Origin of the sequence: Rhizohabitans arisaemae, from assembly GCF_025996515.1 — a bacterium.
Lineage (GTDB): Bacteria > Actinomycetota > Actinomycetes > Streptosporangiales > Streptosporangiaceae > Rhizohabitans > Rhizohabitans arisaemae.
In genome coordinates, this window is sequence record NZ_BLRH01000005.1 from 39,687 (window position 1) to 66,280 (window position 26,594).

The following is a 26,594-nucleotide window of genomic DNA, read 5'->3' on the forward strand; positions in this document are numbered from 1 at the left end:
GCAGGTGTTCCGTGGACGCTGGCCGACGCGCGGGTAACCGTAGCCCCGAGTTGCTGCGCCTTGCCGATAACGTTGTGCAGCCAGGGTTCGAGGGCATCACTCCCCCCGACTGGGTACGCCGCCGGCTGGGCGAGGGCCTCGGCGGCGTGACGCTGTTCACCCGCAACATCGCCGGTCTCCCGCAGTCCGCCGCACTCATCGCCGAACTCCGCGCGGAGAACCCCGATGTGATCATCGGCGTGGACGAGGAGTCGGGCGAGGTCACCCGGCTGGAGGCGTCCCACGGCAGCTCACGCCCCGGAAGTTACGCGCTCGGCGTCGTCGACGACCTCGACCTCACCGAGTCCATCGCCCGTGACCTCGGCAGGGACCTCGCGCAGGTCGGTCTGACCGTCAACTTCGCGCCCTCCGCCGACGTGAACTCCAACCCCGACAACCCGGTCATCGGCCTGCGGTCCTTCGGACCCAACCCCGACCTGGTCGCCCGGCACGTCGCCGCGTGGGTGCGCGGGCTGCAGTCGGCGGGTGTGGCCGCGTGCGCCAAGCACTTCCCCGGTCACGGCGACACCTCCGTGGACTCCCACCACACCGTGCCCAAGGTCACCGCCTCCCGCGAGGAGCTGGAGGAAGTCGCCCTGCTCCCGTTCCGCGCCGCGATCGAGGCGGGCGTCCGCACCATCATGAGCGGCCACCTGGTCGTCCCCGCCTTCGACCCGGACACCCCGGCGACGCTCAGCCCGCGGATCATGCTCCAGCTCCTCCGGGAGGAGATGGGCTTCGACGGGCTCATCATCACCGACGGCATCGAGATGGCGGCGATCGCGGCGGCCTACGGGATCGCCGGCGGCGGCGCCCGGGCCATCGCGGCCGGCGCCGACCTGGTGTGCGTCGGCGGCGAGCACAGCGACGAGGGTACGGCGACCGCGCTCCGGGACGCCATCGCCGACGCGGTGGTGGAGGGGTGGCTGCCCGAGGAGCGCCTCGCCGACGCGGCCCGCCGGGTGAAGGAACTCGCCGATTGGCACGCCCAGGCCGTCCGGGACGCGGTGCATGTGCCCGCGTCGCAGAACGGGTCGGTCCCGGTGGGGCTGGCGGCCGCACGGCGCGCCCTGCGGGTGGTCACCCACCCGGGATCCGCCTTCCTTCCGCTGCCCACCGCCCCGCACGTGGTGGAGCTGGTCCCGGTGATGAGCCTCGCCATCGACCGGGGCACCCGCTGGGGGGTAGCCGAGCCGCTCGCCGCGCTGATGGAGGGGACGACCTCGGTGCGCCTGCACGCCGGTCAGGTCGACGCCGGCAAGCTGACCGAGGTCGCCCTGACCCCGGCCGCCGGACGTCCGCTCGTGGTGGTCGTCCGGGACGTGCACCGGTTCGACTGGATGGAGGCGGCGCTGGAGTTCCTGCTCCGCTCCCGTCAGGACGCGATCGTGGTGGAGATGGGGCTGCCCCGCAAGGCGGGCCAGGGCGCGGTGCACATCGCGACCTACGGCGCCGCCCGGGTCTGCGGTCAGGTGGCGGCGGAGGTCCTCACCGGGGCGATCACCCCCGAGCGGACCTGGTAGCCGTCTCCTCCACCGGATGAGCCGGGGTGGGGTCTCCCCACCCCGGCTCGACCGTGTCCGGGGTCAGCCGGTCGGCCCGTCGCCGGGGATGAGCCGGGAGTGGCCGCTGAGCCCATGCCTGACCAGGGATATCGCGGTCGTGCTGATGGTGTCGAAGGACCCCTCTTCGGGGTTCCACCACTCCGCGGCCCAGTTGAGGGCGCCGAGCACCAGAAGCTGGGCGATCCGCGGGTCGAGTTCGGCGCGGAGCCCGCCCGCGGCGTCGAGGTCGCCGATGAGCTGGGCCCACAGGGCGCCGTACTCGGCTTCCTCGGCGAGCTGGCGGGCGCGGAGGTCTTCGGGGACCTGGCCCGAGTTCCTGATCGCGGCGGTCGCGAAGTCCGACAGCTCCAGCTCGACGTGGAGATGGGCTTCGACGGCGGCGCAGATCCGGTCCATCGCCTCGGTCTCGGGGTGCAGGCCGTCGAGGACGTCGGTCACATGCTCGCGCAGGCGGTGGACCCCGGTCCACATGACCTCCTCGATCAGCTCCTCCCGCGACCCGAAGTAGTAGTAGATGGCGGGTGCCTGGATCTGCGCCTGTTCGGCGATGTCTCCGAGGCGCGTCCCGGAGTAGCCCTTCCTACTGAGCACATGCGCCGTCGCATCGAGGATGCGCTCACGGGTTCGGGCGGATTTGGAGCCGGAGTCCTCCGAAGTCGGAGGAATCGTCGCTTTTTTCGGCACCCAGTGATCATACGGCGTGGGTCCGCGGCACGCGGCTGCCGTGGAATATCCGGTATGGGGTCAGACGGGCTCGCCGTCGACGAAGGTCATCGACACCTTGGCGGTGCAGATCTCGGCGGGGTCCAGTTCGAAGAGGTCACGGTCGAGGACGGCCAGGTCGGCGGGGCGCCCGGCGGCGATGACCCCCGCGGGGGAGCGGTTGAGCCACGCCGACCCGGCCGTGTAGGCGGTGAGCGCGGTCGCCAGCTCCAGTCGCTGCCCGGGGAGGAAGGGCACCGCGGCGGTCGGGTAGGACGCGTGCACCGAACCGGCCGGTTCGGTCCGGTTGACCGCGACGTGGATGCCCTGGATCGGGTCGGCGGACGACACCGGCCAGTCGCTTCCGGCCGCCAGGTGCGTCCCGTGCCGGAGCAGGTCGGCGAACGGGTACTGCCACGCCGTCCGCTCGGGGCCGAGGAAGGGGATGCACAGCTCGTCCATCTGGGCGTGGTGGGTGGCCCAGAGCGGCTGGATGTTGGCCGCGACGCCGAGGGCGGCGAACCTCGGCACGTCGTCCGGGTGGATGATCTGGACGTGCGCGATGTGGTGCCGTGCCTCGCCGGTGCCGCCCGCGTCCCGGGCCGCCTGGAGCGCGTCCAGCGACTCCCGGACGGCCCGGTCGCCGATCGCGTGGAAGTGCACCTGGAAGCCGCGCCGGTCGAGCTCGGTCACATGCGAGCGGAGTTCGGCGGGGTCGACGTAGGACAGTCCGGTGTTCGGCGGGGCGCATTCGCAATACGGCTCGATCATCCCGGCGGTGAAGTTCTCCGGGATGCCGTCCTGCATGATCTTCACCGAGGTGGCCTGGAAACGTCCGCCCGCGGGGGCGAGGGAACGCCGGTGCTCCAGCTCCTCGATCTGCTCGGCGCCCCGGGCCCGGTCCCACCAGAGGGCGCCGACGACCCGGGCCCGGAGCCGCCCCGACTCGGCGGCGGCGAGGTACACCGGGAGCTGGTCGTCGGAGCCGGCGTAGGAGCCGACGATCGCGTCCTGCCAGCCGGTGACGCCCAGGGAGAACAGGTGGCGCTGCGCGTCCATGAGCGCGGCCTCGGCGTCGGCGCGGGTGGGCCGCGGGGTGAGCAGGCCCACCAGGTCCATCGCGCCTTCGTGCAGGACGCCGCTCGGGGTGCCGTCGGGGTCGCGCTCGATCCGGCCGTCGGCGGGGTCGGGGGTGCCGGCGTCGATCCCCGCCAGTTCCAGGGCGCGGGTGTTGACCCAGGCGGCGTGGTGGTCGCGCTGGATCAGGTAGACGGGGCGGTCGGGGACGACCGCGTCGAGCTGCGAGCGGTGGGGGAGTCCGCCCGGGAAGGCGGACATGTCCCAGCCGCCCCCGTCGATCCAGCTCCGGTCCGGGTGCGCGTCGGCGTAGCGGCGGATGCGGCTCAGATAGGCGTCGACCCCGTAGTCCTCCGCGAGGTCGCACCGGGAGCGTTCCAGCCCGGCCTGCACCGGGTGGATGTGGGCGTCCGTGAATCCGGGGATGAGCAGGCCGCCGTCGAGGTCGACGGTCTCGGTCCGGGCCGGTGCCGCCCGGGTCACCTCGGCGGCGCCGCCCACGGCGGCGATTCGGCCGCCGGACACCAGGACGGCCTCGGCGAACGGGCGGGAGGGGTCGGCGGTGAACACGCGTCCACCCTGGAAGATCACGGAGCGCATGCCTCATCCTCCCGCAAGATCGAAACGAGGCCTCACCCGGCCTCGGCGTCCGGGGGAACGCCCATGGCGTCCAAGCGGCGCTCCAGCCGGGCGACGGACTCCTGCAGCCGGTCGAGGCGTTCGACGACGTCGGCCATGCTGTACGGGCGCACCACGCCGGTGACCCGGACCCGGGGGTCCTCGGTCCCGGCCGCCGCCCCGTTCCGCGCCGCCTCGACGATCCGCTCGCGGAGTGCCTCCGGAGCACCGGTGAGCCGGCGCAGCACCTGGGCGGCCAGCCCCTCCCGCTCCTGGATCAGGCCGAGCAGGATGTGCTCGACGCCGATGTGATTGTGGCCGAGGTGCAGGGCTTCGCGAAGGGAGAGCTCGAGCACTTTCTTCGCCCGCGGCGCGAAGGGGATGTGTCCGGCCGGCGGGTGGTCGCCCGCACCGACCTCGCCCGCGATCGCGGACCGGATGGCGGCCGGGTCCGCGCCCGCCGCGCTCAGGACCTCGGTGACGGGGGTGGGCGCGTCGGCGAGGATGCCGAGCAGCAGGTGCTCGGTCCCGATGTAGGTGTGCCCGTACTGCCGGGCCTCCTCTTGGGCGAGGACCACGACGCGGCGGGCCTGGTCGGTGAACCGTTCGAACATGGAGCCTCCCGAGGAGGGGTTGAGAGCTCCATCTTGTGCGACGGACGGCGGTTACGCGCGTGCTACGGCGCCGGGGATTCGGCAAAGGACGGGGGGAGCTCTCCGGCGGCGGCCCGATCGAGCAGGAACCGGGTCGCGCGCCGGCCCCGGGCCCCGGACGCGGGCACCTGGGCCGGCCCGGAGTCGGCCAGCGCCAGCCGTACCGCCTCCGCCTTCTCCGCCCCCGCGGCGATGATCCAGACCTCCTGGGCGGCCTGGATCGAGGCGAAACCGAGGGAGATCCGGGTCGGCGGGGGCTTGGGCGCGTCGTGCACCGCCACCACGGGCCGCTGGTCGTGGGTGGCGGGCGTACCGGGGAAGAGCGAGGCCACATGGGCGTCGGGACCCATCCCCAGCATGAGCACGTCGAACGAGGGGACCGGCCCGGCCGCCTGGCGGAGCTCCTCGGCGTAGGCCGCCGCGGCGTCCTCGGGCGACAGGCCCGAATCGGTCGAGGGCATGGCGTGCACCCGGGCCGGGTCCAGGTCCACGTGGTCCAGGAGCGCCCGGCGCGCGCCGGTCTCGTTGCGCTCCACGTCCCCGCTCGGCAGGTACCGTTCGTCGCCCCACCAGACCGCCAGCCGCCGCCAGTCCACCGCGTCCCGCAGCGGCGAGGCCGCGACCTCGGCCAGGACGGCGATCCCCACGCCGCCTCCGGTGAGGACCACCGAGGCGAAACCCCGCTCGGCCTGGAGGTCCAGGATCCGCGTGATCAATCGGGCGGCGGTGGCCTTGGCCAGCAGATCGGCGTCGCGGTGGACGACGACGGACGGAGCGGTCACGAACCGGTTCTCTCTCTCATCGGGGTCTTCAGGCGGATACGCGGTACGGCCCGCGGCGCGGTCGCCGGCGTCAGGCGGGGTCCCGATCGGGGCGCGGGAGCCGGGCGACGGCCACCGCGTAGATCTCGTCGGGGTCGAGCCGCCGCAGCTCCTCGGCGAGGAGGTCGGCGGTGGGCCGCCGGGCCAGGGCGACCGTCCGCTCCGGCTGGTCCGGCCGGGTGAGCTGGGCGAGCCGGGTGTGCGGCCGGCGGGAGATCCTCACCTCGCCGTCCGCCAGGGTGAGCCGTACCGCGGAGATGCCGGGCCCCGTCGAGACGGCCGTCTCGACGGGGACGGCGAGCCGTTCGGTCAGCCAGCCGGCCAGCAGCGGGGCGCTGGGATTGTCCGCCTCGGCCTCGACCACACCGGCGACGACCGGGGCGGTCGGCAGGTCGAACGCGGCGGCGAGCAGGCTGCGCCACCGGGTGAGGCGGGTCCAGGCCAGATCGGTGTCGCCGGGGGTGTAGCCGGGCGCCCGGGAGGCGATGGCGGCACGCGGGTCCGGGCAGGCCGCCGCGTCGGTGATCCGGCGCTGCGCGAGCGCCCCGACCGCGTCGGCGCCGGGCACGGCAGGCGCCTCGCCCGGCCACCAGGCGACGACGGGGGTGTCCGGCAGGAGCAGGGGGGCCACCACCGAGTCGGCGTGGTTGACGAGCTCCCCGTAGAGCCGGAGCAGCACCACCTCGCCCGGCGCGGACTCCCCGGTACGGATCTCGGCGTCCAGCCGGGTCTCCTCGCCCCGCCGCCGCGGGATGACCACCAGGATGCGTGAGGGGTGTTCCCTGGCCGCGCCGGTGGCGGCCTGCACCGCGTCGTAGTGGTCCGCCTCGTCGCACAGCACGACGAGGGTGAGGACCATTCCGACGGCCGGCGCACCCATCCGATGCCGGATCTGGGTGAGGTGCGCGGAGATGGCGGACGCGGTCGTGTCGGTCAGCCCGATGTTGGTCACGGTGTCTCCAGTTCGCCCATGCTCTAAAGCCTCCGCCAGGCCCGGCCGTCGCGGGACATCATCTCGTCCGCGGAGCGGGGACCCCAGGTACCCGCCGGGTAGGCGTCGGGCCGCCCGTTCTTCGCCCAGAACTCCTCGATCGGGTCCAGGATCCGCCAGGACAGCTCGACCTCCCGCTGGTGGGGGAAGAGCGGCGGGTCGCCGACGAGGACGTCCAGGAGCAGGCGTTCGTACGCCTCGGGGGAGGACTCGATGAACGACTCGCCGTAGGCGAAGTCCATCGAGACGTCGCGCACCTCCATCGCGGTGCCGGGCACCTTCGACCCGAACCGCACCGTCACCCCCTCGTCCGGCTGAACCCGGATGACGAGGGCGTTCTGGCCGAGGATCTCGGTCTCGGTCTGGGTGAAGGGCAGGTGCGGGGCGCGCTGGAAGACCACCGCCACCTCGGTCACCCGCCGGCTCAGGCGCTTGCCGGTCCGCAGGTAGAAGGGGACCCCGGCCCACCGCCGGTTGGCCACCTCCAGCTTGATCGCCGCATAGGTCTCGGTGACGGAGTCGGGCGGGATGCCGTCCTCCTCCAGGAAGCCGGGGACGGGCACCCCGCCCTGCCATCCCGGCCCGTACTGTCCCCGGGCGGTGGAGAGCGCGAGGTCGTCGGGGAGCCGGACGGCTTTGAGGACCTTCTCCTTCTCCCGCCGGAGCGAGCTCGCGTCGAAGGAGACCGGGTCCTCCATCGCGGTGAGCGCGAGCAGCTGCAGGAGGTGGTTCTGGATCACGTCGCGGGCGGCGCCGATGCCGTCGTAGTAGCCGGCCCGGCCGCCGATCCCGATGTCCTCCGCCATGGTGATCTGCACGTGGTCGACGTACTGCCGGTTCCAGATCGGCTCGAAGAGCGTGTTGGCGAAGCGCAGCGCGAGGATGTTCTGGACCGTCTCCTTGCCGAGGTAGTGGTCGATCCGGAAGACCGACGTCTCGGGGAAGACCGCGCTGGTGATCGCGTTGAGCTCCTGGGCGCTCGCCAGGTCGTGCCCGAACGGCTTCTCGATGACCACGCGCCGCCAGGATCCCTCCGGGGCGTCGGCGAGGCCGACCCGGCGCAGCTGCTGGACGACGAGCGGGAAGAACTTCGGCGGGACCGACAGGTAGAAGGCGTAGTTGCCCCCGGTGCCCCGGGTCCGGTCGATCTCATGAAGCGCCGTCGCCAGATCCTCGAAAGCGGCGTCGTCGGTGAACTCGCCCTGGCAGAAGCGGATGCCCTCGCTGAGCTGACGCCACACCTCCTCCCGGAAGGGGGTGCGGGCGTGCTCCTTCACCGCGTCATGGGTGACCTGGGCGAAGTCCTCGTCGGCCCACTCCCGCCGGGCGAAGCCGACGAGGGAGAAACCCGGGGGCAGCAGCCCCCGGTTGGCCAGGTCGTAGATGGCGGGGAGCAGCTTGCGGCGGGCCAGGTCGCCGGTGACCCCGAAGAGCACCAGCACCGACGGCCCGGCGACCCGCGGGAGCCGCTTGTCCCGCGGGTCTCGGAGCGGGTTCTCCACGGTCACAGTGCCTCCAGCAGTCGCGCGAGGCCTGCGGCCCGGTCGGTGAGGTGCAGCCGGACCGCGGGGCGCCCGCGCTCGCGCAGCGCGCCGAGGTCCCCCAGGGCCTGGGCCGTCTGGAGCCGGCCGAGGGTGAACGGCCGGCCGGGTACCGGCAGGTCGTCGGCGACGGCCCCCGTGATCTGCAGGAAGACCCCGTTCTGCGGGCCGCCCTTGTGGTACTGGCCGGTGGAGTGGAGGAACCGGGGCCCCCACCCGAAGGTGACCGCGTGCGGGGTGCGGTCGGCGAACGCCGCACGAAGCCGGGCCGCTTGGGCGTCCCCCTGCCGGTCGAGATAGGCCATGATCGCCAGGTAGCCGTGTTCGGGGATCGCGCCGAGCAATCCGCGCAGCACACCGGGCAGTCCGCCGGAGAGGTCCCCGTCGTACCCGAACACCTGGACGGGCCCGTCGGTCAGCACCGGCTCCTCCTCCGGGAAGCCGGACTCCAGCAGGCGCGCGGTGTTCTCCTTGGACTCGGCGACGTTGGGCTGGTCGAAGGGGTCGATGCCGAGCATCCGCCCCGCCACCGCGGTGGCGTACTCCCACGCGAGGAACTGTGCGCCGAGCGGTCCGGAGACGCTCAACGGGGACGCCGACCGGCCGATCGTGGTCTCCAGCGCGTCCGGCGCCCCGGTGAACGCGGAGGCCGACTCCACGACCACGGGGAGCAGCCCCCGGCCCTGCTTTCCGGTGGATTCGGCGATGAGCTGCTCGACCCAGTCGCCGAGCCCGGTGATGCCCGACCCCGCGTCGGCCAGGACCAGCTTGTCCCGCCCCGCGAGGGCGGACGCGCCGAGCGCCGCGCCGAGCGTCAGGGCCGGGTTGTCCTCGTCCCGGCCCAGGGTGGCGTGTACGGCGGCCGCCTCGTCGAGCAGCCGCGCGACGTCGGCCCCGGCGAGGGCGCTCGGCACCAGCCCGAACGCGGTGAGCGCGCTGTAGCGCCCGCCGACGTTTGGGTCGGCGAGCACGACCAGGTAGCCGGCCCGCTCGGCCTCCTCCTCCAAGGGGGAACCCGGGTCCGTGACCACCACGATGCGGTCCGCGGGGTCGATCCCCGCGTCGCGGAACGCCTGCTCGTAGATCCGCCGGTGGCTGTCGGTCTCGACGGTCCCGCCGCTCTTGCTGGAGACGACCAGGACCGTGCGGTCCAGGCGGTCGGCCAGCGCACGCCGTACCTGCCCCGGGTCGGTGGTGTCGACCACGGTGAGGGGGACGCCCTCGGTGGCGCAGATCACCTCGGGGGCCAGGGAGGAACCCCCCATCCCGGACAGGACCACGTGGTCCAGCCCGCGATTGGCCTCCTTCACCCGGTCGAGCACCGGCAGCAGGTCGCGCGAGGTCTGCGCGAGGTCGATCCAGCCGAGCCGGATCGCGGCCTCCGCTTGGGCCGCCGGACCCCACAGCGTCGGATCCCCGGCGGCGAGGGCCGACGGCACCCCGTCGGCGGCGAGTCGCCCTACGGCCTTCGCGGCGCCCTCCGCCAGGTCCGCGTCACCGATGTTGATCTCGACCATGGTCAGGCCTTCTCCAGCTCCGAGGAGACGGTGTCGAGCAGCTCTTTCCACGAGACCTCGAACTTGTCGACGCCCTCGTCCTCCAGGACCCGCACCACGTCGGCGTAGGAGACGCCCAGGGCCTCCAGGTCGGCGAGGACCTGTCGGGACTGCTCGTAGGTGCCGTGCACCGTGTCGCCGGTGATCTGGCCGTGGTCGGCAACCGCGTCGATCGTCGGCTCCGGCATGGTGTTGACGGTGCCCCGCACCACCAGGTCGTCCACGTACATGGTGTCCCGGTAGGCCGGGTCCTTGACGCCGGTCGACGCCCAGAGCGGACGCTGCGGACGGGCCCCCGCCTCCGCCAGCGCCGTCCAGCGCGGTGTGGAGAACCGCTCCTCGTACAGTTCGAAGGCCAGGCGCGCGTTGGCCACCGCGGCCTTGCCGCGCAGCGTCCGCACCTGAACGGTGCGCGGGCTCGGCGCGGCGAAGCCCTCCACGATCGCCTTGAGGCGCTTGTCCACCTCGGTGTCGACCCGGCTGACGAAGAACGAGGCGACCGAGGCCAGCACGGTGAGGTCGACCCCGTTCGCCTTCGCCCGCTCCAGGCCGTCCAGGAAGGCGTCGATCACGGCCCCGTACCGCTCCAGGGAGAAGATCAGCGTGACGTTGACGCTGATGCCCTCGGCCAGTACGGCGCTGATCGCGGGCAGGCCCTCGGCCGTCGCCGGGATCTTGATGAACAGGTTGGGCCGGTCCACGGCCGCCCACAGGGCGCGCGCCTCGGCCACCGTCGCCGCGGTGTCGCGGGCCAGCCTCGGATCGACCTCGATGGACACCCGCCCGTCGACCCCGCCTGTGGCGTCGTAGACGTGGCGGAGCACGTCGCACGCCTCGCGGATGTCGTGCGTGGTGATCGCGCGGACCGCCTCCTCCACGGTCGCCCCGGCGAGCCGGAGCTCGTGCAGCTGTGCGTCGTAGGCGTCGCCGGAGCTCAGCGCCTTGGCGAAGATGGTGGGGTTGGACGTGACCCCGACGACGTGCCTTTTGGAGATCAGCTCGTCGAGGTTGCCGCTGCGCAACCGCTCCCGGCTGATGTCGTCGAGCCAGATGGACACGCCCTCGTCGGAGAGACGCTTCAGGTTGTCGCTCATCGTAGGTCCTCAGTTCCCCGCGGCCGGGCCGGGCCGACGGAGGCCGGCTCGGCCGCTGCAGTGATCTCCGGCCGGCGTGAGGCGGTCACGCCGGCCGCTTGGTCGTCGCTACTTTGTTCAGTTTCCGGTTGTCTCGCCCTTATCCGTCCCGAGTGCGGCCAGACTCGCCTTCGCGGCGGCCACGATGCGGTCCGCGGTGAAGCCGAACTGCTCGAACAGGGTCGCCTGCGGAGCGGAGGCGCCGAAGTGCTCCAGGCTCACGCATTCCCCGTGCTCGCCGACGAACTCCCGCCAGCCCAGCGCGACGCCGGCCTCCACCGAGACCCGGGCCCGGACCGAGGGGGGCAGGACCGTCTGCCGGTAGGCGATGTCCTGCTCGTGGAACCATTCGACGCACGGCATGGACACGACCCTGGTGGTGATCTCCTCGGCCTCCAGCCGCTCCCGGGCCGCCAGGGCGAGGTGGACCTCGCTGCCGGTGGCGATGAGGATCACCGAGGGCTGCCCGTCCGAGGCGTCCTCAAGGACATATCCTCCACGTCCCACTTTATCGACATCTGCGGTTCCGGCGTAGGTCGGCAGGTTCTGCCGGGTGAGGCAGAGCGCCGACGGCCGGTCGACGTGCTCGATCGCCTTCTGCCAGGCCGCCGCCGTCTCGTTCGCGTCCGCCGGCCGGATCACGTCCAGGCCCGGGATCGCCCGGAGCGCCCACAGGTGCTCCACCGGCTGGTGGGTCGGCCCGTCCTCGCCCAGGCCGATCGAGTCGTGCGTCCAGACGTAGACCACCGGCAGCTTCATCAGCGCGGCGAGCCGGACCGCGGGGCGCATGTAGTCGCTGAACACCAGGAAGGTGCCGCCGTACGGGCGGGTGCCGCCGTGCAGCGCGATGCCGTTGAGGATCGCCCCCATCCCGTGCTCGCGGATGCCGAAGTGCAGCGTCCGGCCGTACCGGTTCCCCGGGAACTCCTTGGTCTGGAACTCCTCCGGGATGAACGACGGCTCACCCTTCATCGTGGTGTTGTTGCTCTCCGCCAGGTCCGCGGAGCCGCCCCACAGCTCGGGCAGGACCGGCGCGAGCGCGCTCAGCACCTCGCCGGAGGCCTTCCGGGTGGCGACGTCCGCGCCCTCCTTGAAGTGGGGGAACGCCTCGGTCCAGCCGGCGGGAAGGTGCCGGTGGGAGATCCGGTCGAACTCGGCCGCGCGGTCCGGATGGGCCGCCCGCCACGCCTCGAAGGCCACATTCCACTCGGCGCGCTCGGCCCTGCCCCGGGCGACGGCGCGGTGGGTGTGCTCGATCACCTCGTCGGGGACGTCGAAGCTCTTGGTGGGGTCCATCCCGAGGACCCGCTTGGTGGCGGCGACCTCCTCGGCGCCGAGCGCAGAGCCGTGGATCTTGCCGGTGTTCTGCTTGTTCGGCGCGGGCCAGCCGATGATGGTCCTGAGCTTGATCAGGGACGGCCGGTCGGTCTCGGCCCGCGCCTCCTCCAGCGCCGCGTACAGCGCCTGCACGTCCTCCTCGTACCGCCCGGTGGCGGTGAAGTCCACGCTTTGCACGTGCCAGCCGTACGCCTCGTAGCGCGCGGACACATCCTCGGAGAGCGCGATCTGGGTGTCGTCCTCGATCGAGATGTGGTTGCTGTCGTAGATCACGACCAGGTTGCCGAGGCGCTGGTGGCCGGCGAGCGAGCTGACCTCGTGGGAGATGCCCTCCTCGATGTCGCCGTCGGAGGCGACGCACCAGATCATGTGGTCGAACGGGCTCTCGCCCTCCGGCGCGGAGGGGTCGAACAGGCCGCGCTCGCGGCGGGCGGCCATGGCCATGCCGACCGCGTTGCCGATGCCCTGGCCGAGCGGCCCGGTGGTGGTCTCCACGCCGACGGTGTGCCCGTACTCGGGGTGCCCGGGGGTGACGCTGCCCCACTGGCGCAGCCTGCTGAGGTCCTCCAGCGTCAGGCCGTACCCGGCCAGGTAGAGCTGGATGTACAGGGTGAGGCTGGAGTGCCCGCACGACAGGACGAAGCGGTCACGGCCCACCCACTTCGGGTCGGACGGGTCGTGACGCATGACTCGCTGGAATAGCAGGTATGCGGCCGGGGCAAGGCTCATCGCGGTGCCGGGATGGCCTGAGCCCGCCTTCTCGACGGCATCCATCGCCAGAGCGCGGACCACGTCGACAGAACGCCTGTCGAGGTCGGTCCACTCCAAGCCTGACACCAGTTCGCTGCTCAACTCTCGATCTCCGGATCTAGATTGTGGTTTCGAAGCACGGTTCGCGCCATTGCGGTGTTCCCCCACCTCGGACCTTAACGGTTCCGTCGGTTCACATGGGGCAGGCGGCACAGGAAGGTCCCATTCGCCAAGATCGGCATAGGGCGCCGGAAGGCCGTTCGGCCCCGGTTCAGGATCCGACCCCTTCGCCGACTACAGTGACTCTCCAAGCGTGGCGTCTGCCACGCTCTTCCATGGACCGCTCGTTTCAGAGGTTACGCGTTGACCCCGCACGTATTGGACGCCCCGTGACGGTGCTCACCAACAGACCCGCGACCCCCGTCGGCACGGCGAGTCGCTCGGAGCAGGTCTCCGAGACGGCCGCGGAGCCGGTCGGGCCTCGGTCGTTCGGCGCCACGGTCCGCACCTACGTCGCGCTGACCAAGCCGCGGATCATCGAACTGCTGCTCATCACCACGCTCCCGGTGATGTTCCTCGCCGCGCGCGGGCTCCCCCCGCTCGGCACCGCCGTCGCCACCCTGGTCTTCGGCACCCTCTCGGCCGGCAGCGCCAACGTGCTCAACTGCTACATCGACCGGGACATCGACAAGGCCATGCGCCGCACCCGGCGCCGCCCGCTCGCCCGCGACGTGGTCGAGCCGCGCAACGCGCTGGTCTTCGGCGTCGTCCTCGGGGTGCTCTCCACCCTCGGCCTCGGCCTCGCCGTGAACTGGCTCGCCGCCGGGCTCTCGCTCGCCGCGATCCTGTTCTACGTCTTCGTCTACTCCATGGTGCTCAAGCGCCGCACCGCCCAGAACGTGGTCTGGGGCGGCATCGCGGGCTGCATGCCCGTCATGATCGGCTGGGCGGGGATCACCGGCCGGCTCGACTGGGCCCCGCTCATCCTGTTCGGCGTGGTCTTCTTCTGGACGCCGCCGCACACCTGGACCCTGGCGATGCGGTACCGGGAGGACTACGCCGCGGCCGCCGTACCGATGCTCCCCGTGGTCGCCGGCGACCGCCGGGTGGTTCTGGAGAGCATCGCCTACACCTGGGCGACCGTGGCCTGCTCCCTGCTGCTGTGGCCGGTCGCGGGCACCACCCTCTTCTACCCGATCGTCGCCGCGGTGCTCGGCGCGATCTGCCTCGTCGAGGTCCACCGCCTCCACTTCCGGGTCCGCGCCGGCCTCACCGGCGTCGCGCTCCGCCCGATGCGGTTCTTCCACTGGTCCAACGCCTACCTGGCCCTGCTGTTCCTCAGCGTCGCCGTCGACGCCCTCCTGACCTGACCTTCCCGGCCGATCGGGCCGGGTGCGCGGCGCCTTCTCGACGGGCGTGGCGTCAGGGGGCCTCGGGCAGGGCTTCGGCGCCTATGGCGCCGGCGGGGGGAATCGGGCGGCGGGGTTCGCGGACGCCGGCGTTGCCGGGGTCGTCGCGGAGGGTGACGGTGACCACGGACCAGCGGGGGACCCGGGTGCCGGGGAAGGGGTGCTGGCCGACCACACGGCCGTGGGTGAGCGGCTGGGGGCCGTCGGGGTCGGGACCTTGGAGGAGCAGGCCGATCTCGTGGCCGGCCAGCCAGGCGTCCAGCGCCTGCATGCCGCGGAAGTCCGGGACCGTGATGTCGGGATCCTCCGTCTTGCCGGGCTTCCGTCCTTCGCCGTTCGGGGGAGGCCGCGATTCCTGCACCGTCCATGGTTGTTACACCTGTCCGGAAATTTCAAGCAATAGCACACTTTCGCTATCGGTGGCTGTCGCGAGACCGGCCGGGTGCCCGCCGGGACGGTCGACCCGGCGATATCCCGCCGCCACCGGCGGAGGTGTCCCCCCCTCGCCTGGCCGGTCCCGCCGGCGGTACGGACTCAGGCGCCGCCCGTACCCGTGCGGTGGAACCCCTCGCGTCACATCGCGATGGGCCTGCTCTCCGCAGTTGACAGCGGTGTATGTGGAGAAGGTTCGCGTCGTCGCACCTCCCCAGGACCTCGAGTCCCATCCGACACAGCAGAACATGACTGAGTGAAATACCTCTCAGTCAAGAGAATCCCCTTGGCGTAAGGGCATGGCGTCAGAGGTATCCGATACGCTCGCCTGGTGACGAGAGCCGAATCTCGGGCGCTGGACGAAGGGCAGCCCTCCCGCCGGCCGAGCCGGAGACTGATCGTCGGTCTCGTCGTCGCCGGACTCTGCGCGCTGGTCTCGCTCGGCTTCGACGTGGTCAACGGCGGGGCGGTCAACTTCACCATCGCGCTGGCGCTCGCCATGGCGCCGGTGCCCCTGCTGCTCGCCGCGGTCCTCGCCCTGGACCGGCTGGAGCCCGAGCCGCGCGGGAATCTGATCTTCGCGTTCGCCTGGGGCGCCGGGATCGCGGTCCTGGTGGCGGGGCTGCTCAACACCCTCGGGCTGCTCTACCTCGTCAAAGAGGTCGACTTGAACCCCACCCAGGCGCGCAGCCTGGCCGCCACCTTCGGCGCGCCGGTGGTCGAGGAGACCCTCAAGGGCCTGGTCCTGCTGGGGATGCTCCGCTTCCGCCGCCAGGAACTCGACGGCCCCACCGACGGGATCATCTACGCCTCGATGGTGGGGCTCGGCTTCGCCATGAGCGAGAACGTCGGCTACTACGCCTCCGCCCTCAACACCGGGGCCGCCGACCTGGCCGTCACCGTGGTCCTGCGCGGGCTGCTGTCCCCGTTCGCCCATCCGCTCTTCACCTCCCTGATCGGCATCGCGGTCGCCTACGCGGCTCAGCGTCATGGGCCGATCCGCATCTGGGTGATCGCGGCGGGCTGGGCGGGCGCCATGATCCTGCACGGACTCTGGAACGGGCTCGCCTCCTACGCCGGATACGTCGGGCTCATCACGGCCTATCTGATCCTGATGGTCATCTTCGTCCTGCTCATCGCGATCGTCATCGCCGAGCGCCGCCGCCTGCTCCGGCTCATCGCCCGTTACATGCCCGCCTACCAGGGCACCGGGCTGGTCGGCTCGGTGGACCTGTTCATGCTCTCCTCGCTCCGGGCCCGGCGCGAGGCCCGGCAGTGGGCCCGGGCGCACGGCGGCGTCGCGGCGGCCCGCGCGATGGGCGACTACCAGCAGGCCGCGACCGAGCTGGTCCTCCTCCACCAGCGGCTCGAACGCAAGGTGGTCGACCCGCCGGGCTTCTCCGTCCAGCAGAGCGGTCTGCTCCACGCGATGGCCGTGGCCCGCGCCGCGTTCCCGAACGTCGCCTAGGCGGCTCAGGGGGCGGAGGCCAGCGCCGTCGTCAGGGTGGTCTCCGGGGGTCCGGGGAACCGGGGTTCGGAGCGGAGGACCACCGCGTCGAGGAAGCCTTTGCCCGCGGCGAGGAACTCCCGGGCCGCGTAGCCGTACGTGAGCTCCGGCCACACCCGCGCCGAGTCGTCGCCCACGCCGTACGCCTCGAGGCCCGCGGCGCGGCAGAGCGCGACGGCCCGGGGGAGGTGGAAGTTCTGGGAGACCACGGTGAGGCGGTGCGCGCCGAAGACCTCCCGGGCCCGGACGCAGGAGTCCCAGGTGTCGAATCCCGCGTAGTCCAGGACGAGCTTGTGCGCGGGCAGGCCCCGGGCGGTCAGGTAGTCGCGCATGACGGTGGGCTCGTCGTAGTCCTTGCGGCCGTTGTCGCCGGAGAGCAGGATCGCGCGGACCTTGCCGGTCCGGTAGAGGTCGGCCGCCAGGTCGAGCCGCCTGGCGAGCATCGGCGAGGGGGTTCCGTACGGGATGCCCGCGCCGAGGACGAGCGCGACGGGGGTGGCGGGGACGGCGGCCGCCGGCCGGGTGTGCGCGGCACCGGTGAGCCAGGCCCAGGTCATCGGGGTGAGGGCGAGGGCGCTGAGGACGGCCGACGCCTGGTAGGCGCGGCGGAGGCGGGCGCGTCGGGGGTTCAGCCGGACACCGCCTCCGCGAGTGGGCGCGACGGTGCCGCCGCCTCGACCGGGTCGCGCTCTCTGAGCAGGTAGACCACCCGCAGGGTGGCGATCCAGACCAGGACCGCGCCGAGCACGTGCAGACCGGCCAGGAACGCGGGCAGCGCGGTGAAGTACTGCACGTACCCGATCACCCCCTGGCTGAGTTCCACCAGGAACAGGGTGAACGCCGCCTGTCTCGCCCGGCCCGGCGCGTTGCTCACGTGCAGCGCGAAGAGCAGGGCGAAGGTGAGGCCGGCCACGGCCCAGACGAAGTCGGCGTGGATCCTGGCGACGGTCTCGATGTCGAAGTCGAAGCGGGAGGCCCGCTCGTCGCCGGAGTGCGGCCCGGTGCCGGTGACGACGGTGCCCGCGAGGAGGAGGCCGAAGACCGCGATGACCAGGACGTGTCCGAGGCGCCGGATGTCCTGGTGCACGATCCGCCGGGGCGGCCCGTCGCCTTCCCCGGCCCGGACGTACAGCCCGACGCAGGCCGCGATGAGAGCGATCGAGAAGACGAAGTGCATCTGCACGGTGACCGGGTTGAGGTTGGTGCCGACCACCAGACCCCCCCAGAGCCCCTGGACGGCGACCCCGAGCGGCTGCAGGGACGCCAGGCGGACCAGGGTACGGCGGCGCGGGGCCAGTCGGAGCGCGGCGATGAGGGCGGCCACCGCGAAGGCGAGGACGACGAAGGTGAGCAGCCGGTTCCCGAACTCGATCGCCATGTTGAGCGGCGAATGCTCGGGGTGGGCGACGGGGATGTAGCTGTCGGCCGTGCATCCGGGCCAGGTGGGGCAGCCGAGGCCGGACTTGGAGACCCGCACCACGGCACCCGTGACGGTGATCCCGGCGTTGACCACGATCGACCAGAAGGCGATCCGGCGCATGGACTGCGGGGTGGGGTTCCACACGGCGGATCGGATCGCGAGCCAGAGGGCGACCAGGGGGGCGGCGAGGCGGGTGAGGGTGGGCACGCTCTTCATGGTAGGGGGAGTGACCGGTGGTCACCGATCCGATCCGGGCGATTCCCGGATCCGGATGAATCGGACGTCCCCTCACCGGTTCCGGGGGTGTGTTCCCTGCTTAACCTGGGCGGGTACCGGTTGATCCGACAGACGCTATGTGACATATTACTGTGTGTCGCCTGGAGGGAAGCCGAGGAAGCGTGCCTGACGTCGTCGTGATCGGATCGGGGGTCGTCGGCGCCGCCTGCGCGTACTACGCGGCCCGCGCCGGCCTCACCGTCACCGTCGTCGACCGGGGTCCGGTGGCCGGAGGCACCACCGGGGCGGGGGAGGGGAACATCCTCGTCTCGGACAAGGGACCCGGGGCCGAGCTCGACCTCGCCACGCTCTCCGCCCGGCTCTGGCGCGACCTGGCCGCCGAGGTCGCCGGCGGTGCGGAGCGGCCCTTCGGCGACCTCGTCGAGTACGAGCCCAAAGGCGGGCTCGTCGTCGCCGAGACGCCCGGGATCCTGAACGCCCTGACCGGCCTGGCCGACCGGCAGCGGGTCCACGGCGTCACCGCGGTCGCCGTACCCCCCGAAGACCTGCGCGCCTACGAGCCGCACCTGGCGGGCGGGCTCGCCGGGGGCGTGCACTACCCGCAGGACGCCCAGGTCCAGCCGATGCTCGCCGCCGCCCACCTGATCCGGCTGAGCGGGGCGCGGACGCGGACCGGGGCCGAGGTGACCGGCCTGCTCCGCGGGGCCGGGGGACGGGTGACCGGGGTCCGTACGGCGCGCGGCGACATCCCGGCCGGGGCCGTCGTCAACGCGGCCGGCACCTGGGCGGGCGAGATCGCCGCGTTCGCCGGACTCACCCTGCCCGTGCTGCCCCGCCGCGGCTTCATCCTGGTCACCGAGCCGGTGCCGCCGCTCATCCGGCACAAGGTCTACACGGCCGCCTACGTGGCCGGGGTTGCCAGCGACGACGCGGGGCTGGAGACGTCCGCGGTCGTCGAGGGCACCAAGGCCGGCACCGTGCTGATCGGCGCCAGCAGGGAGCGGGTCGGCTTCGACCGGACCGTCTCGCTCCCCGTGCTCGCCCGCCTCGCGGCCCAGGCGACGGCCCTCTTCCCGCGGCTCGCGGACGTCCGGGTCATCCGGACGTACTGCGGCTTCCGCCCGTACTGTCCGGATCATCTGCCCGTGATCGGGGCCGATCGGCGGACCCCCGGTCTGTTCCACGCCTGCGGGCACGAGGGCGCCGGGATCGGCCTCGCCCCCGCCACCGGCAGGCTGATCGCCGCCGCGATCGGCGGCGCGGAGCCCCCGGTCGACCCGGCCCCGTTCCTGCCCGGGAGGTTCGCCGCGTGAATCCGCTGGAGCTGGTGGGCGCGAGCCCCGAGCCGCCCTTTGAGATCGTTTTCGCCGGGACGCCGGTGCCCGCGTACCCCGGGCAGAGCATCGCCGCCGCGCTGCAGGGCGCCGGCATCCGCGCGTGGCGGACCACCCGGGTACGGGCCCGGCCGCGCGGCCTGTTCTGCGGCATCGGGGTCTGCTTCGACTGCGTGGTCGTCGTCAACGGCTCGGCCACCCTCCGGGCCTGCCTGACCGAGGCCCGCCCCGGAGACGAGGTGGAACCCGCGTGAGGCCGTACGATCTGGCGGTCGTGGGGGCCGGCCCCGCCGGGCTCGCCTGCGCCGTGGCCGCGGGCCGGGCCGGACTCCGGGTCGTCCTCGTCGACGGCGGGCCGCGGCTCGGCGGACAGTACTACCGCCACGCCCCGCCGTCCTACCGGGCCACCCGGCCCGGGGTGCTGCACCACGGGTGGCGGACGTTCGCGGCGCTCGCCGCCGCGCTGCCCGCGCTCGACGTCGACGTCCGGCTCCGGCACCGCGTCTGGGCCGCCGAGACCGCCCCGGACGGACTCCGGCTGCACTGCCTGGCGGGCGACCGCGAGGAGACCCCGGTGACGTTCCCCGCCGCCCGCCTCGTCGTCGCCACCGGGGCGCACGACCGGGTGCTCCCCTTCCCCGGCTGGGACCTGCCCGGGGTGCTCACCGCGGGGGGCGCGCAGGCGCTGCTCAAAGGCGAGCTCGTCCTCGCCGGGCGCAAGGTCGTGGTCGCCGGCACCGGGCCCTTCCTGCTCCCGGTCGCCGCCGGGCTCGCCGCCGCGGGCGCGCGGGTCCGCGGCGTCTTCGAGGCCGGCCGGACCGCCGGCCTCGCCGCCCACCCCGGCATCCTGCTCGCCCACCCCGGCAAGCTCGCCGAGGCGGCCGGGTACGGGCTGACGCTCGCCGCCCACCGGGTGCCCTACCGGGGCCGGCACGCCGTCGTCGCCGCCCACGGCAACACCGCGCTCACCTCGGTCACCGTCGCCAAGGTCGACGCCGGCTGGGGCCCGATCCCCGGCACCGAGCGGATGGTGCCGTGCGACACCCTCGCCGTCGGATACGGGTTCACCCCCCAGCTGGAACTCGCGCTCCAGCTGGGCTGCGCCACCCGGACCGACGCGGACGGCGGCCACATCGTCGCGGTCGACGCCCGTCAGGCCACCGACGTGCCCGGCGTCTACGCGGCCGGGGAGTCCACCGGCGTCGGCGGTGCCCCGCTCGCCCTGGTCGAGGGCCGGATCGCCGGACTGGCCGCCGCCGGGCGGCCGGCGCCCGCCCGGCTCCTCCGCCTCCGGGCGCGGCTGCGGGAGTTCGCCCGCGCGCTGCACGCCGCCTACCCGGTGCGGGACGGCTGGCGGGGCTGGCTCCGCGACGACACCGTGGTCTGCCGGTGCGAGGAGGTGCCGTACGCGCGCCTGCGCGAGGCCCTCGCGCTCGGCGCCGCCGACGCCCGGTCGGTCAAACTCCTGGCCCGGCCGGGGATGGGGCCCTGCCAGGGGCGGATGTGCGGGTACGCCGTCGGCCGCCTCGCCGGTTCCCCCGAAGGACTCGGACACCGCCCGATCGCCCAGCCCATCCGACTCGCCGACCTCGCCCGTTTCGAAGGAGACCCCACATGAGCGCCGACCGCAAACCCTGGCACGGCGTCCTGACGGCCGTGGCGCTGCCGTTCCGGGACGACCTAGACGTCGACTGGGACGCCTACGCCGACCACCTGCGCCGGCAGGTCGAGCTCGGCTGCGACGGCGTCGTGTGCAACGGATCCCTCGGGGAGTACCAGACGTTGCGGCCCGCGGAGCGGGAGCGGGTCGTGCGGACCGCGGTGGAGGCCGTGGGCGGCGACCGGGTGATGGCCGGGGTCGCGGCCTACGGCGCGCGCGAGTCCCGGGACTGGGCCGAGCGGGCGGCCGAGGCGGGCTGCGCGTCGGTGATGCTGCTCCCGCCGAACGCCTACCGCGCCGACGGGCGGGCCGTGCTCGCCCACTACGCCGAGGTGGCGCGGGCCGGGCTGCCCGTGGTGGCCTACAACAACCCCTACGACACCAAGGTCGACCTGACCCCGGCCCTGCTGGCCCGGCTGTTCGGGGCGGGGAGCGTCGTCGCGGTGAAGGAGTTCAGCGGGGACGTCCGGCGGGCCTACGAGATCGCCGAGCTCGCGCCCGGCCTGGACCTTTTGGCGGGCTCCGACGACGTCGTGCTGGAACTCGTCCTCGCCGGCGCGGTCGGCTGGATCGCCGGGTACACCAACGCGCTGCCCGACGCGTGCGTCGCGCTCTACCGGGCCGTCGCCGCGGGGGACCTGGAGACGGCGCTGCCGCTCTACCGGACGCTGCACCCCCTGCTCCGCTGGGATTCCAAGACTGAGTTCGTCCAGGCGATCAAGCTTTCCATGGACCTCGCCGGGGTACGGGGCGGGCCGTGCCGCCCGCCGCGGGTCCCGCTCACCCCCGAGCAGGATCGGTCGGTGACCGCCGCGACGGAGACGGCGCTCGCCCTGGGCCTCGGCGCGGTGAGCCGGTGATGGTGCGCACCCGGAACGTCTTCCACGCGGTCGACTCCCACACCGAGGGGATGCCCACCCGGGTGATCACCGGCGGGGTCGGGCCGATCCCCGGGGCGACCATGGCCGAGCGCCGGGAGTACCTGATGGCCCACCTCGACGGCCTGCGCACCCTGCTGATGTACGAGCCGCGCGGGCACGCGTCCATGAGCGGCGCGATCCTCCAGCCGCCGACCCGGCCCGACGCCGACCACGGCGTGCTCTTCATCGAGGTCTCCGGCTGCCTGCCGATGTGCGGGCACGGCACGATCGGCGTGGCGACCGTCCTGGTGGAGACCGGGATGGTGCCGGTCGTGGAACCGGTCACCGAGGTCCGGCTGGACACCCCGGCCGGGCTTGTCGTCGCACGGGTCCGGGTGGAGAACGGCGCGGCCAAGGCCGTGACCATCCGCAACGTGCCGTCGTTCAGCGTGGTACGGGACGCCGTGGTGGAGGTGCCCGGCTTCGGGGAGGTTCGCTACGACCTCGCCTACGGCGGGAACTTCTACGCCATCCTCCCGCTGGAGCGGCTCGGCCTGCCGTTCGACCGGGCGGCCAAGCAGCCGATCCTGGCGGCCGGCCTGGCGATCATGGCGGCGATCGACGCGGCGGGGGAGCCGGTGCACCCGCTCGACCCCGGCATCCGGGGCTGCCGCCACGTGCAGCTCCTCGCCCCCGGCTCCACGGCGTCGCACTCCCGGCACGCGATGGCCATCCACCCCGGCTGGTTCGACCGGTCGCCCTGCGGCACCGGGACCTCGGCCCGCCTGGCCCAGCTGCACGCCCGGGGCGAGCTGGCGGTCGGCGACGAACTGGTCAACGAGTCGTTCATCGGCACCTCCTTCACCGGCCGGATCGTCGAGGAGACCGAGGTGGCGGGGTGGCCCGCGGTGGTCCCCGAGATCACCGGGCGGGCCTGGATCACCGGGACCGCGCAGTACTTCCTCGACCCGGAGGACCCCTTCCCCGCCGGGTTCCTCCTGTGACCGTGCCCGGCGGGCCGCGGTGGATCGATGCGGCGGCGCTCCGGCGGGCCGTCCCGACGGAACGGGCCGTGGCGGCGATCGGCGCGGCCCTCGCCGGAGGGCTCGACCCCGAGGACGGCCCCGATCGGACGGCCGTGCCCCTCCCCGCCGGAGAGTTCCTGATCATGCCCGCCGCGGGTGCCGGGTACGCGGGGACGAAGGTGGCCACCGTCGCGCCCGGCAACCCCGCCCGGGGCCTCCCCCGGATCCAGGGCCTCTACCTGCTTTTCGACGCGGGGACGCTCACCCCGCTGGCGGTGCTGGACGGGGCCGCGCTCACCCTGCTGCGGACCGCGGCCGTGTCCGCGGTCGCCGTACGGCACCTGGCCCCGCCGGAGGCGTCCCGGCTCGTGGTGTTCGGGACCGGGCCGCAGGCGTGGGAACATCTGGCGGCGCTGCGGGCGGTACGTCCCCTCACCTCGGTGGGGGTCGTCGGCCGCGACCCCGACCGGACCCGGGGATTCGTCCGGCGCCTCGCCGGGGCCGGTCTGGAGGCGGAGGCCGTCGCGGCCGAGGCGGTCGCCGGGGCGGACCTGATCGTCTGCTGCACCACGGCGCGGGAGCCGCTCTTTCCCGGCCGGCTCGTCCCCGGCCACGCCGTCGTCGTCGCCGTCGGATCCCACGAGGCCGACGCCCGCGAGGTCGACGGCGACCTCGTCGCCCGCGCCACCGTGGTCGTGGAGGCGCGCTCCGCGGCGCTGCGGGAAGCGGGGGACGTGATGATCCCGCTGAAGGCGGGTACGATCGGGCCGGATCATCCGGTGGGTGATCTCGCCGAGCTCGTCCGGGGCTTTGTGAAGGTTCCTGCGAATCGACCCCGTCTGTTTAAGAGCGTGGGAATGGCCTGGGAGGACCTTGTCGTCGCCGCCGCGGCGCATGAGGCCCTGAGCGAGGAGGAGCAAGGGGATGGGGACACAGCACCGGCTCACCCTGCCCGCGGTGGGGGGCCGGCAGAGCCTGCGTGAGCAGGTGGCGCAGGCGCTCCGCTCGGCCTTGATCGCAGGCGAGATGCGCCCGGGGACGGTGTATTCGGCTCCGGTGCTCGCCGCCCAGTTCGGCGTCTCCCCGACACCGGTCCGCGAGGCCATGCTCGACCTCGCCAAGGAAGGCCTCGTCGAGGCGGTGCGGAACAAGGGCTTCCGGGTCACCGACCTGTCCGAACGGGATCTCGACGAGATCGCCGAGATCCGCGCCCTGATCGAGGTCCCGATCGTGGCCCGCCTCGCAGACCCGGCGCGGGCGGAGGAGTTCGCGGCGCTGCGTCCCGTCGCCGAGCGGATCGTCGCCGCGGCCGAGACGGGCGACCTGGTCGCCTACGTCGACGCCGATCTCGGCTTCCACCTGGGCCTGCTCGCCCTCGCGGGCAACCGGCACCTGGTCGAGGTGGTCCGCGACCTGCGCAGCCGCGCCCGCCTCTACGGCCTGGCCTCGCTCGTCGAGCGCGGCGCCCTCGCGCATTCGGCGGTCGAGCACCTGACCCTGCTCGACCTGCTCGCCGCCGGGGACCGGGCGGGTGTCGAACACCTGATGACCCGGCACATCCGGCACGTCCGCGGCATCTGGGCCGACCGTCCCGAGGACGACTGACCCCGTTTCATCGCGTTTCCCGACTTTCCCGGGGGTACGGCCGAAGGCCTTCTGCCTGGAGCGGCCCGTACCCCGGCTCCCGCGTGCCGATTCGCGGGTCAGGTCCGTCGGGTGCTCCTTCCCACCGGTGGACGGCCGACGTCCCGGGCCCGGCGTAGCCCGTACCCTCCCTGGTCGTCCTTTCAGGCGGGTGTGGCCGAAGGTGTCCGTTCTGTACCCGGCTGTGAGTTCCGGTACCCGCGATCGGCCGACACGAGGGACGATCGGCGGTGTCGGGTGCCGTACGGGAGCCCGGTGAAGTCATGAGGGGCGGGTGTCATCCGGATCGGGGGGCCGGGCGGTATTTACCGGCAGAAGACACCTGAGGACGGAGACGGAGTAGATGTCTGATGGATTCGCCCGGTACGTAACGGAGCGGCATGACCGGCTGTGCCGGATGGCGTACCTGCTCACCCGGGACTGGGCGACCGCCGAGGACCTGGTGCAGACCGCGCTGGCGAAGGCGTGGGCGGCCTGGCGGCGGATCGAAGGGGATCCCGACCCGTACGTGTACCGCATCGTCGTGAACACCCACATCTCGTGGTCACGGCGGCTGTGGCGGCGGGAGGTCCCCACCGAAAGCCTCCCGGAGGCCGCGGGGATCCCCGACTTCGCGGGCCGGGTCGCCGAGCACGACGCGCTCTGGCAGGCGATCGGGACGCTCTCGGCCCGGCAGCGGGCGGTGATCGTCCTGCGCTACTACGAGGACATGACCACCGAGCAGGTGGCGGCCGCGCTCGGCTGCTCCATCGGCACGGTGAAGACCCAGCTGAGCAGGGCACTGGCCCGGCTGCGGGTGGACGGCGAGATCAACATGATGAGACTGGGGGTCGCCCGATGAGCGATTACACCGAGAACGACCTGCGGGACGTCCTCGCCGACCGGGGCGAGGGCCGCACACCGGGGATTGTGCGGATCGACGAGATGGTACGGCGGGGGCGGAGCCTGCGCCGCCGCCGCCGGGCCGCGGGCGTGGGCGCCTTCGGCGGGCTCGTCGCCGCGGGGATCCTGCTCCTGCCGACGATCCTCGGCGGGACGGCCGGTACGGACCAGACGTCGTCCCGCTGGCTCGCCGTCCCGTCCAGCAGCCCCGGGTTGGCCCCACTGGAGCTTCCTGAGTTCATAAACCACAGCGAGGCCGGGAAACTCTCCCTGATCCACGATGAGCGTCACCCGTTCGTCGACGGAAAGACGATCACCTACATTCCGAGGAGTGAGAACGCGCTCACGCTTATCAAATGCACCGATCCGAAGGCTTTGGTGATCACCCAGACGTGGGTGCCCTCCTGGCGTGAGTCGGAGTTGAACGACGACGGCGCGAAGAAACCGATCCCGGCCGCGACGGAAGAGCCGACGTCGGCGGCGACGGGATCGATCGATGCGGACTCGGGGGGAGTCCAGGGGTTGGTCAAGGGCGACGGACGTGCCAAGGGCCCGTCGACGTCGCTGATGCAGTGCGGCGACGCGGGAACCATGGTCCCGCGCTTCATGATGCCCATCGGCCCGGACGGGGAGGGGGGCGTCAGGACGCCCACCGGCCCGGACGGGGAGGGGAAGGTCCGGACGGTGAAGGTCTGGGTCCTGCCCTCGGCGGTCGACTTCAACGTTGGCCCGAACACCCCGGCGGACCCCTCCGATGCCCCGGGGGACCCCTCCGACGCTCCCGCGGGGAACACCGAGCCCCGGGACGCGGACTCGGCGACACCTCCTCCGAAGCCCGGCGTGATCGGCCGGTGGAGCGGCGGATCGGATGAGTCGTCGGGCACCGTCGCGGGCGGGATCGAGTCCACGGCGAAGGTGCAAGTGCTGGGTGAGACATTCGACTTCGATTTGAACGACCCGGAGAAGTCGGTTGCCGCGATCGTCGCGAAGCTGGGTGACGCCGCCAAGGCACCCGGCCAGGAATGGGTGATCGGGATCTACGACGTCCCGCAGCAGGAAAGCACCGGATGACCTCGGCGGTGTGCGCCGCCGCGGTCGCGCACCGGTGACCTACCCGGCACCCCAGGTCCGTGCCGCCGTCCACCGGCGGTGCGGACCGTCGCCGTGGTGGTGGTCCTTGGCGGCATCCCGCCCGAAGGTGCTGTTTCACCCCACCTCTGGGCGGGAGGGCAACCACAAGCGCGTTCCCGGAACCGCGTTCGGGTCGAAGCCGGCCCCGTCGTCCTCGGCGGCGGGCGCCGTCGAGGCTCCCGGTCCGGCGCGGTGGACAGGATTCGCGACGTCTCATGGCGCGGAGCATCGGTCGACCATGGGCAGGCTGTTCCGCGGACCGAGGTCTT

General features: G+C 72.9%; 24 protein-coding genes. 12 read left to right on the forward strand and 12 right to left on the reverse strand.

Annotated features, from left to right (window positions below; all coding sequences use genetic code 11):
* Positions 1–74 precede the first annotated feature (74 nt).
* Complete coding sequence (locus RUR_RS00730; RefSeq protein WP_283132857.1) at positions 75–1,562, forward strand: glycoside hydrolase family 3 protein; 1,488 nt, start codon at positions 75–77, stop codon at positions 1,560–1,562.
* Between the two features lie 63 nt (positions 1,563–1,625).
* Here RUR_RS00730 and RUR_RS00735 read toward each other — a convergent pair whose 3' ends face one another.
* The 9 genes from RUR_RS00735 to tkt all read right to left on the reverse strand — a co-directional run bounded on the left by RUR_RS00735 (position 1,626) and on the right by tkt (position 12,808).
* Positions 1,626–2,288: a TetR/AcrR family transcriptional regulator gene (locus tag RUR_RS00735; protein ID WP_283132858.1), complete on the reverse strand. Its 663-nt coding sequence runs from the start codon at positions 2,286–2,288 to the stop codon at positions 1,626–1,628.
* Between the two features lie 60 nt (positions 2,289–2,348).
* Complete coding sequence (locus RUR_RS00740) at positions 2,349–3,983, reverse strand: amidohydrolase (RefSeq protein WP_283132859.1); 1,635 nt, start codon at positions 3,981–3,983, stop codon at positions 2,349–2,351.
* Positions 3,984–4,015: 32 nt separating this feature from the next.
* Entirely contained in the window at positions 4,016–4,615 is a 600-nt protein-coding gene (locus RUR_RS00745) for a Clp protease N-terminal domain-containing protein (RefSeq protein ID WP_283132860.1), read from the reverse strand.
* Between the two features lie 62 nt (positions 4,616–4,677).
* A complete protein-coding gene (gene pgl / locus RUR_RS00750) occupies positions 4,678–5,436 on the reverse strand; it encodes a 6-phosphogluconolactonase (protein WP_283132861.1) in 759 nt (252 codons plus the stop codon).
* A 70-nt stretch (positions 5,437–5,506) separates the two neighbouring features.
* The gene (gene opcA, locus RUR_RS00755; RefSeq protein WP_283132862.1) at positions 5,507–6,427 is read right to left on the reverse strand and encodes a glucose-6-phosphate dehydrogenase assembly protein OpcA; all 921 of its coding nucleotides are present in this window, start codon (positions 6,425–6,427) and stop codon (positions 5,507–5,509) included.
* A gap of 23 nt (positions 6,428–6,450) precedes the next feature.
* Positions 6,451–7,974 carry a glucose-6-phosphate dehydrogenase gene (zwf, locus tag RUR_RS00760; RefSeq protein ID WP_283132863.1) on the reverse strand — a complete coding sequence of 508 codons (1,524 nt, stop codon included), beginning with the start codon at positions 7,972–7,974 and terminating at the stop codon, positions 6,451–6,453.
* A complete protein-coding gene (locus RUR_RS00765) occupies positions 7,971–9,524 on the reverse strand; it encodes a glucose-6-phosphate isomerase (RefSeq protein ID WP_283132864.1) in 1,554 nt (517 codons plus the stop codon). Before RUR_RS00765 ends, zwf begins: the two co-directional genes overlap by 4 nt.
* A 2-nt stretch (positions 9,525–9,526) precedes the next feature.
* Positions 9,527–10,657, reverse strand: a complete 1,131-nt coding sequence (gene tal, locus RUR_RS00770; protein WP_283132865.1) for a transaldolase — start codon at positions 10,655–10,657, stop codon at positions 9,527–9,529.
* 117 nt (positions 10,658–10,774) lie between these two features.
* Entirely contained in the window at positions 10,775–12,808 is a 2,034-nt protein-coding gene (tkt, locus tag RUR_RS00775; RefSeq protein WP_283132924.1) for a transketolase, read from the reverse strand.
* A 365-nt stretch (positions 12,809–13,173) separates the two neighbouring features.
* Between tkt and RUR_RS00780 the strand changes: the two genes are divergently transcribed.
* Entirely contained in the window at positions 13,174–14,154 is a 981-nt protein-coding gene (locus RUR_RS00780; RefSeq protein WP_283132866.1) for a heme o synthase, read from the forward strand.
* A 52-nt stretch (positions 14,155–14,206) separates the two neighbouring features.
* On the opposite strand, the gene RUR_RS00785 is transcribed toward RUR_RS00780, so the two are convergent.
* Positions 14,207–14,554 carry a PASTA domain-containing protein gene (locus tag RUR_RS00785; protein WP_283132867.1) on the reverse strand — a complete coding sequence of 116 codons (348 nt, stop codon included), beginning with the start codon at positions 14,552–14,554 and terminating at the stop codon, positions 14,207–14,209.
* Between the two features lie 402 nt (positions 14,555–14,956).
* On the opposite strand from RUR_RS00785, the gene RUR_RS00790 reads away from it, so the two are divergent.
* Positions 14,957–16,093, forward strand: a complete 1,137-nt coding sequence (locus tag RUR_RS00790; RefSeq protein WP_283132868.1) for a PrsW family intramembrane metalloprotease — start codon at positions 14,957–14,959, stop codon at positions 16,091–16,093.
* Positions 16,094–16,098: 5 nt separating this feature from the next.
* Here RUR_RS00790 and RUR_RS00795 read toward each other — a convergent pair whose 3' ends face one another.
* Positions 16,099–16,689 (reverse strand): SanA/YdcF family protein, encoded by a 591-nt coding sequence (locus tag RUR_RS00795; RefSeq protein ID WP_283132869.1) that lies wholly within the window; start codon positions 16,687–16,689, stop codon positions 16,099–16,101.
* 71 nt (positions 16,690–16,760) lie between these two features.
* The gene (locus RUR_RS00800; RefSeq protein WP_283132870.1) at positions 16,761–17,759 is read right to left on the reverse strand and encodes a COX15/CtaA family protein; all 999 of its coding nucleotides are present in this window, start codon (positions 17,757–17,759) and stop codon (positions 16,761–16,763) included.
* Positions 17,760–17,950: 191 nt separating this feature from the next.
* On the opposite strand from RUR_RS00800, the gene RUR_RS00805 reads away from it, so the two are divergent.
* The 9 genes from RUR_RS00805 (at position 17,951) to RUR_RS00845 (ending at position 26,265) form a co-directional block, all read left to right on the forward strand.
* Positions 17,951–19,102, forward strand: a complete 1,152-nt coding sequence (locus RUR_RS00805; RefSeq protein ID WP_283132871.1) for an NAD(P)/FAD-dependent oxidoreductase — start codon at positions 17,951–17,953, stop codon at positions 19,100–19,102.
* The gene (locus RUR_RS00810; RefSeq protein WP_283132872.1) at positions 19,099–19,377 is read left to right on the forward strand and encodes a (2Fe-2S)-binding protein; all 279 of its coding nucleotides are present in this window, start codon (positions 19,099–19,101) and stop codon (positions 19,375–19,377) included. Before RUR_RS00805 ends, RUR_RS00810 begins: the two co-directional genes overlap by 4 nt.
* Positions 19,374–20,741: an NAD(P)/FAD-dependent oxidoreductase gene (locus tag RUR_RS00815; RefSeq protein WP_283132873.1), complete on the forward strand. Its 1,368-nt coding sequence runs from the start codon at positions 19,374–19,376 to the stop codon at positions 20,739–20,741. Before RUR_RS00810 ends, RUR_RS00815 begins: the two co-directional genes overlap by 4 nt.
* Entirely contained in the window at positions 20,738–21,643 is a 906-nt protein-coding gene (locus RUR_RS00820) for a dihydrodipicolinate synthase family protein (RefSeq protein ID WP_283132874.1), read from the forward strand. The genes RUR_RS00815 and RUR_RS00820 overlap by 4 nt, the downstream gene beginning before the upstream one ends.
* A gap of 2 nt (positions 21,644–21,645) precedes the next feature.
* The gene (locus tag RUR_RS00825; protein ID WP_283132925.1) at positions 21,646–22,647 is read left to right on the forward strand and encodes a proline racemase family protein; all 1,002 of its coding nucleotides are present in this window, start codon (positions 21,646–21,648) and stop codon (positions 22,645–22,647) included.
* Positions 22,644–23,651: an ornithine cyclodeaminase family protein gene (locus RUR_RS00830; RefSeq protein ID WP_283132875.1), complete on the forward strand. Its 1,008-nt coding sequence runs from the start codon at positions 22,644–22,646 to the stop codon at positions 23,649–23,651. The genes RUR_RS00825 and RUR_RS00830 overlap by 4 nt, the downstream gene beginning before the upstream one ends.
* Positions 23,593–24,273: a GntR family transcriptional regulator gene (locus RUR_RS00835; protein WP_283132876.1), complete on the forward strand. Its 681-nt coding sequence runs from the start codon at positions 23,593–23,595 to the stop codon at positions 24,271–24,273. Before RUR_RS00830 ends, RUR_RS00835 begins: the two co-directional genes overlap by 59 nt.
* A gap of 382 nt (positions 24,274–24,655) precedes the next feature.
* Complete coding sequence (locus RUR_RS00840; RefSeq protein ID WP_283132877.1) at positions 24,656–25,153, forward strand: SigE family RNA polymerase sigma factor; 498 nt, start codon at positions 24,656–24,658, stop codon at positions 25,151–25,153.
* Positions 25,150–26,265, forward strand: a complete 1,116-nt coding sequence (locus RUR_RS00845; protein WP_283132878.1) for a hypothetical protein — start codon at positions 25,150–25,152, stop codon at positions 26,263–26,265. Before RUR_RS00840 ends, RUR_RS00845 begins: the two co-directional genes overlap by 4 nt.
* The last annotated feature ends 329 nt before the right edge of the window (positions 26,266–26,594 follow it).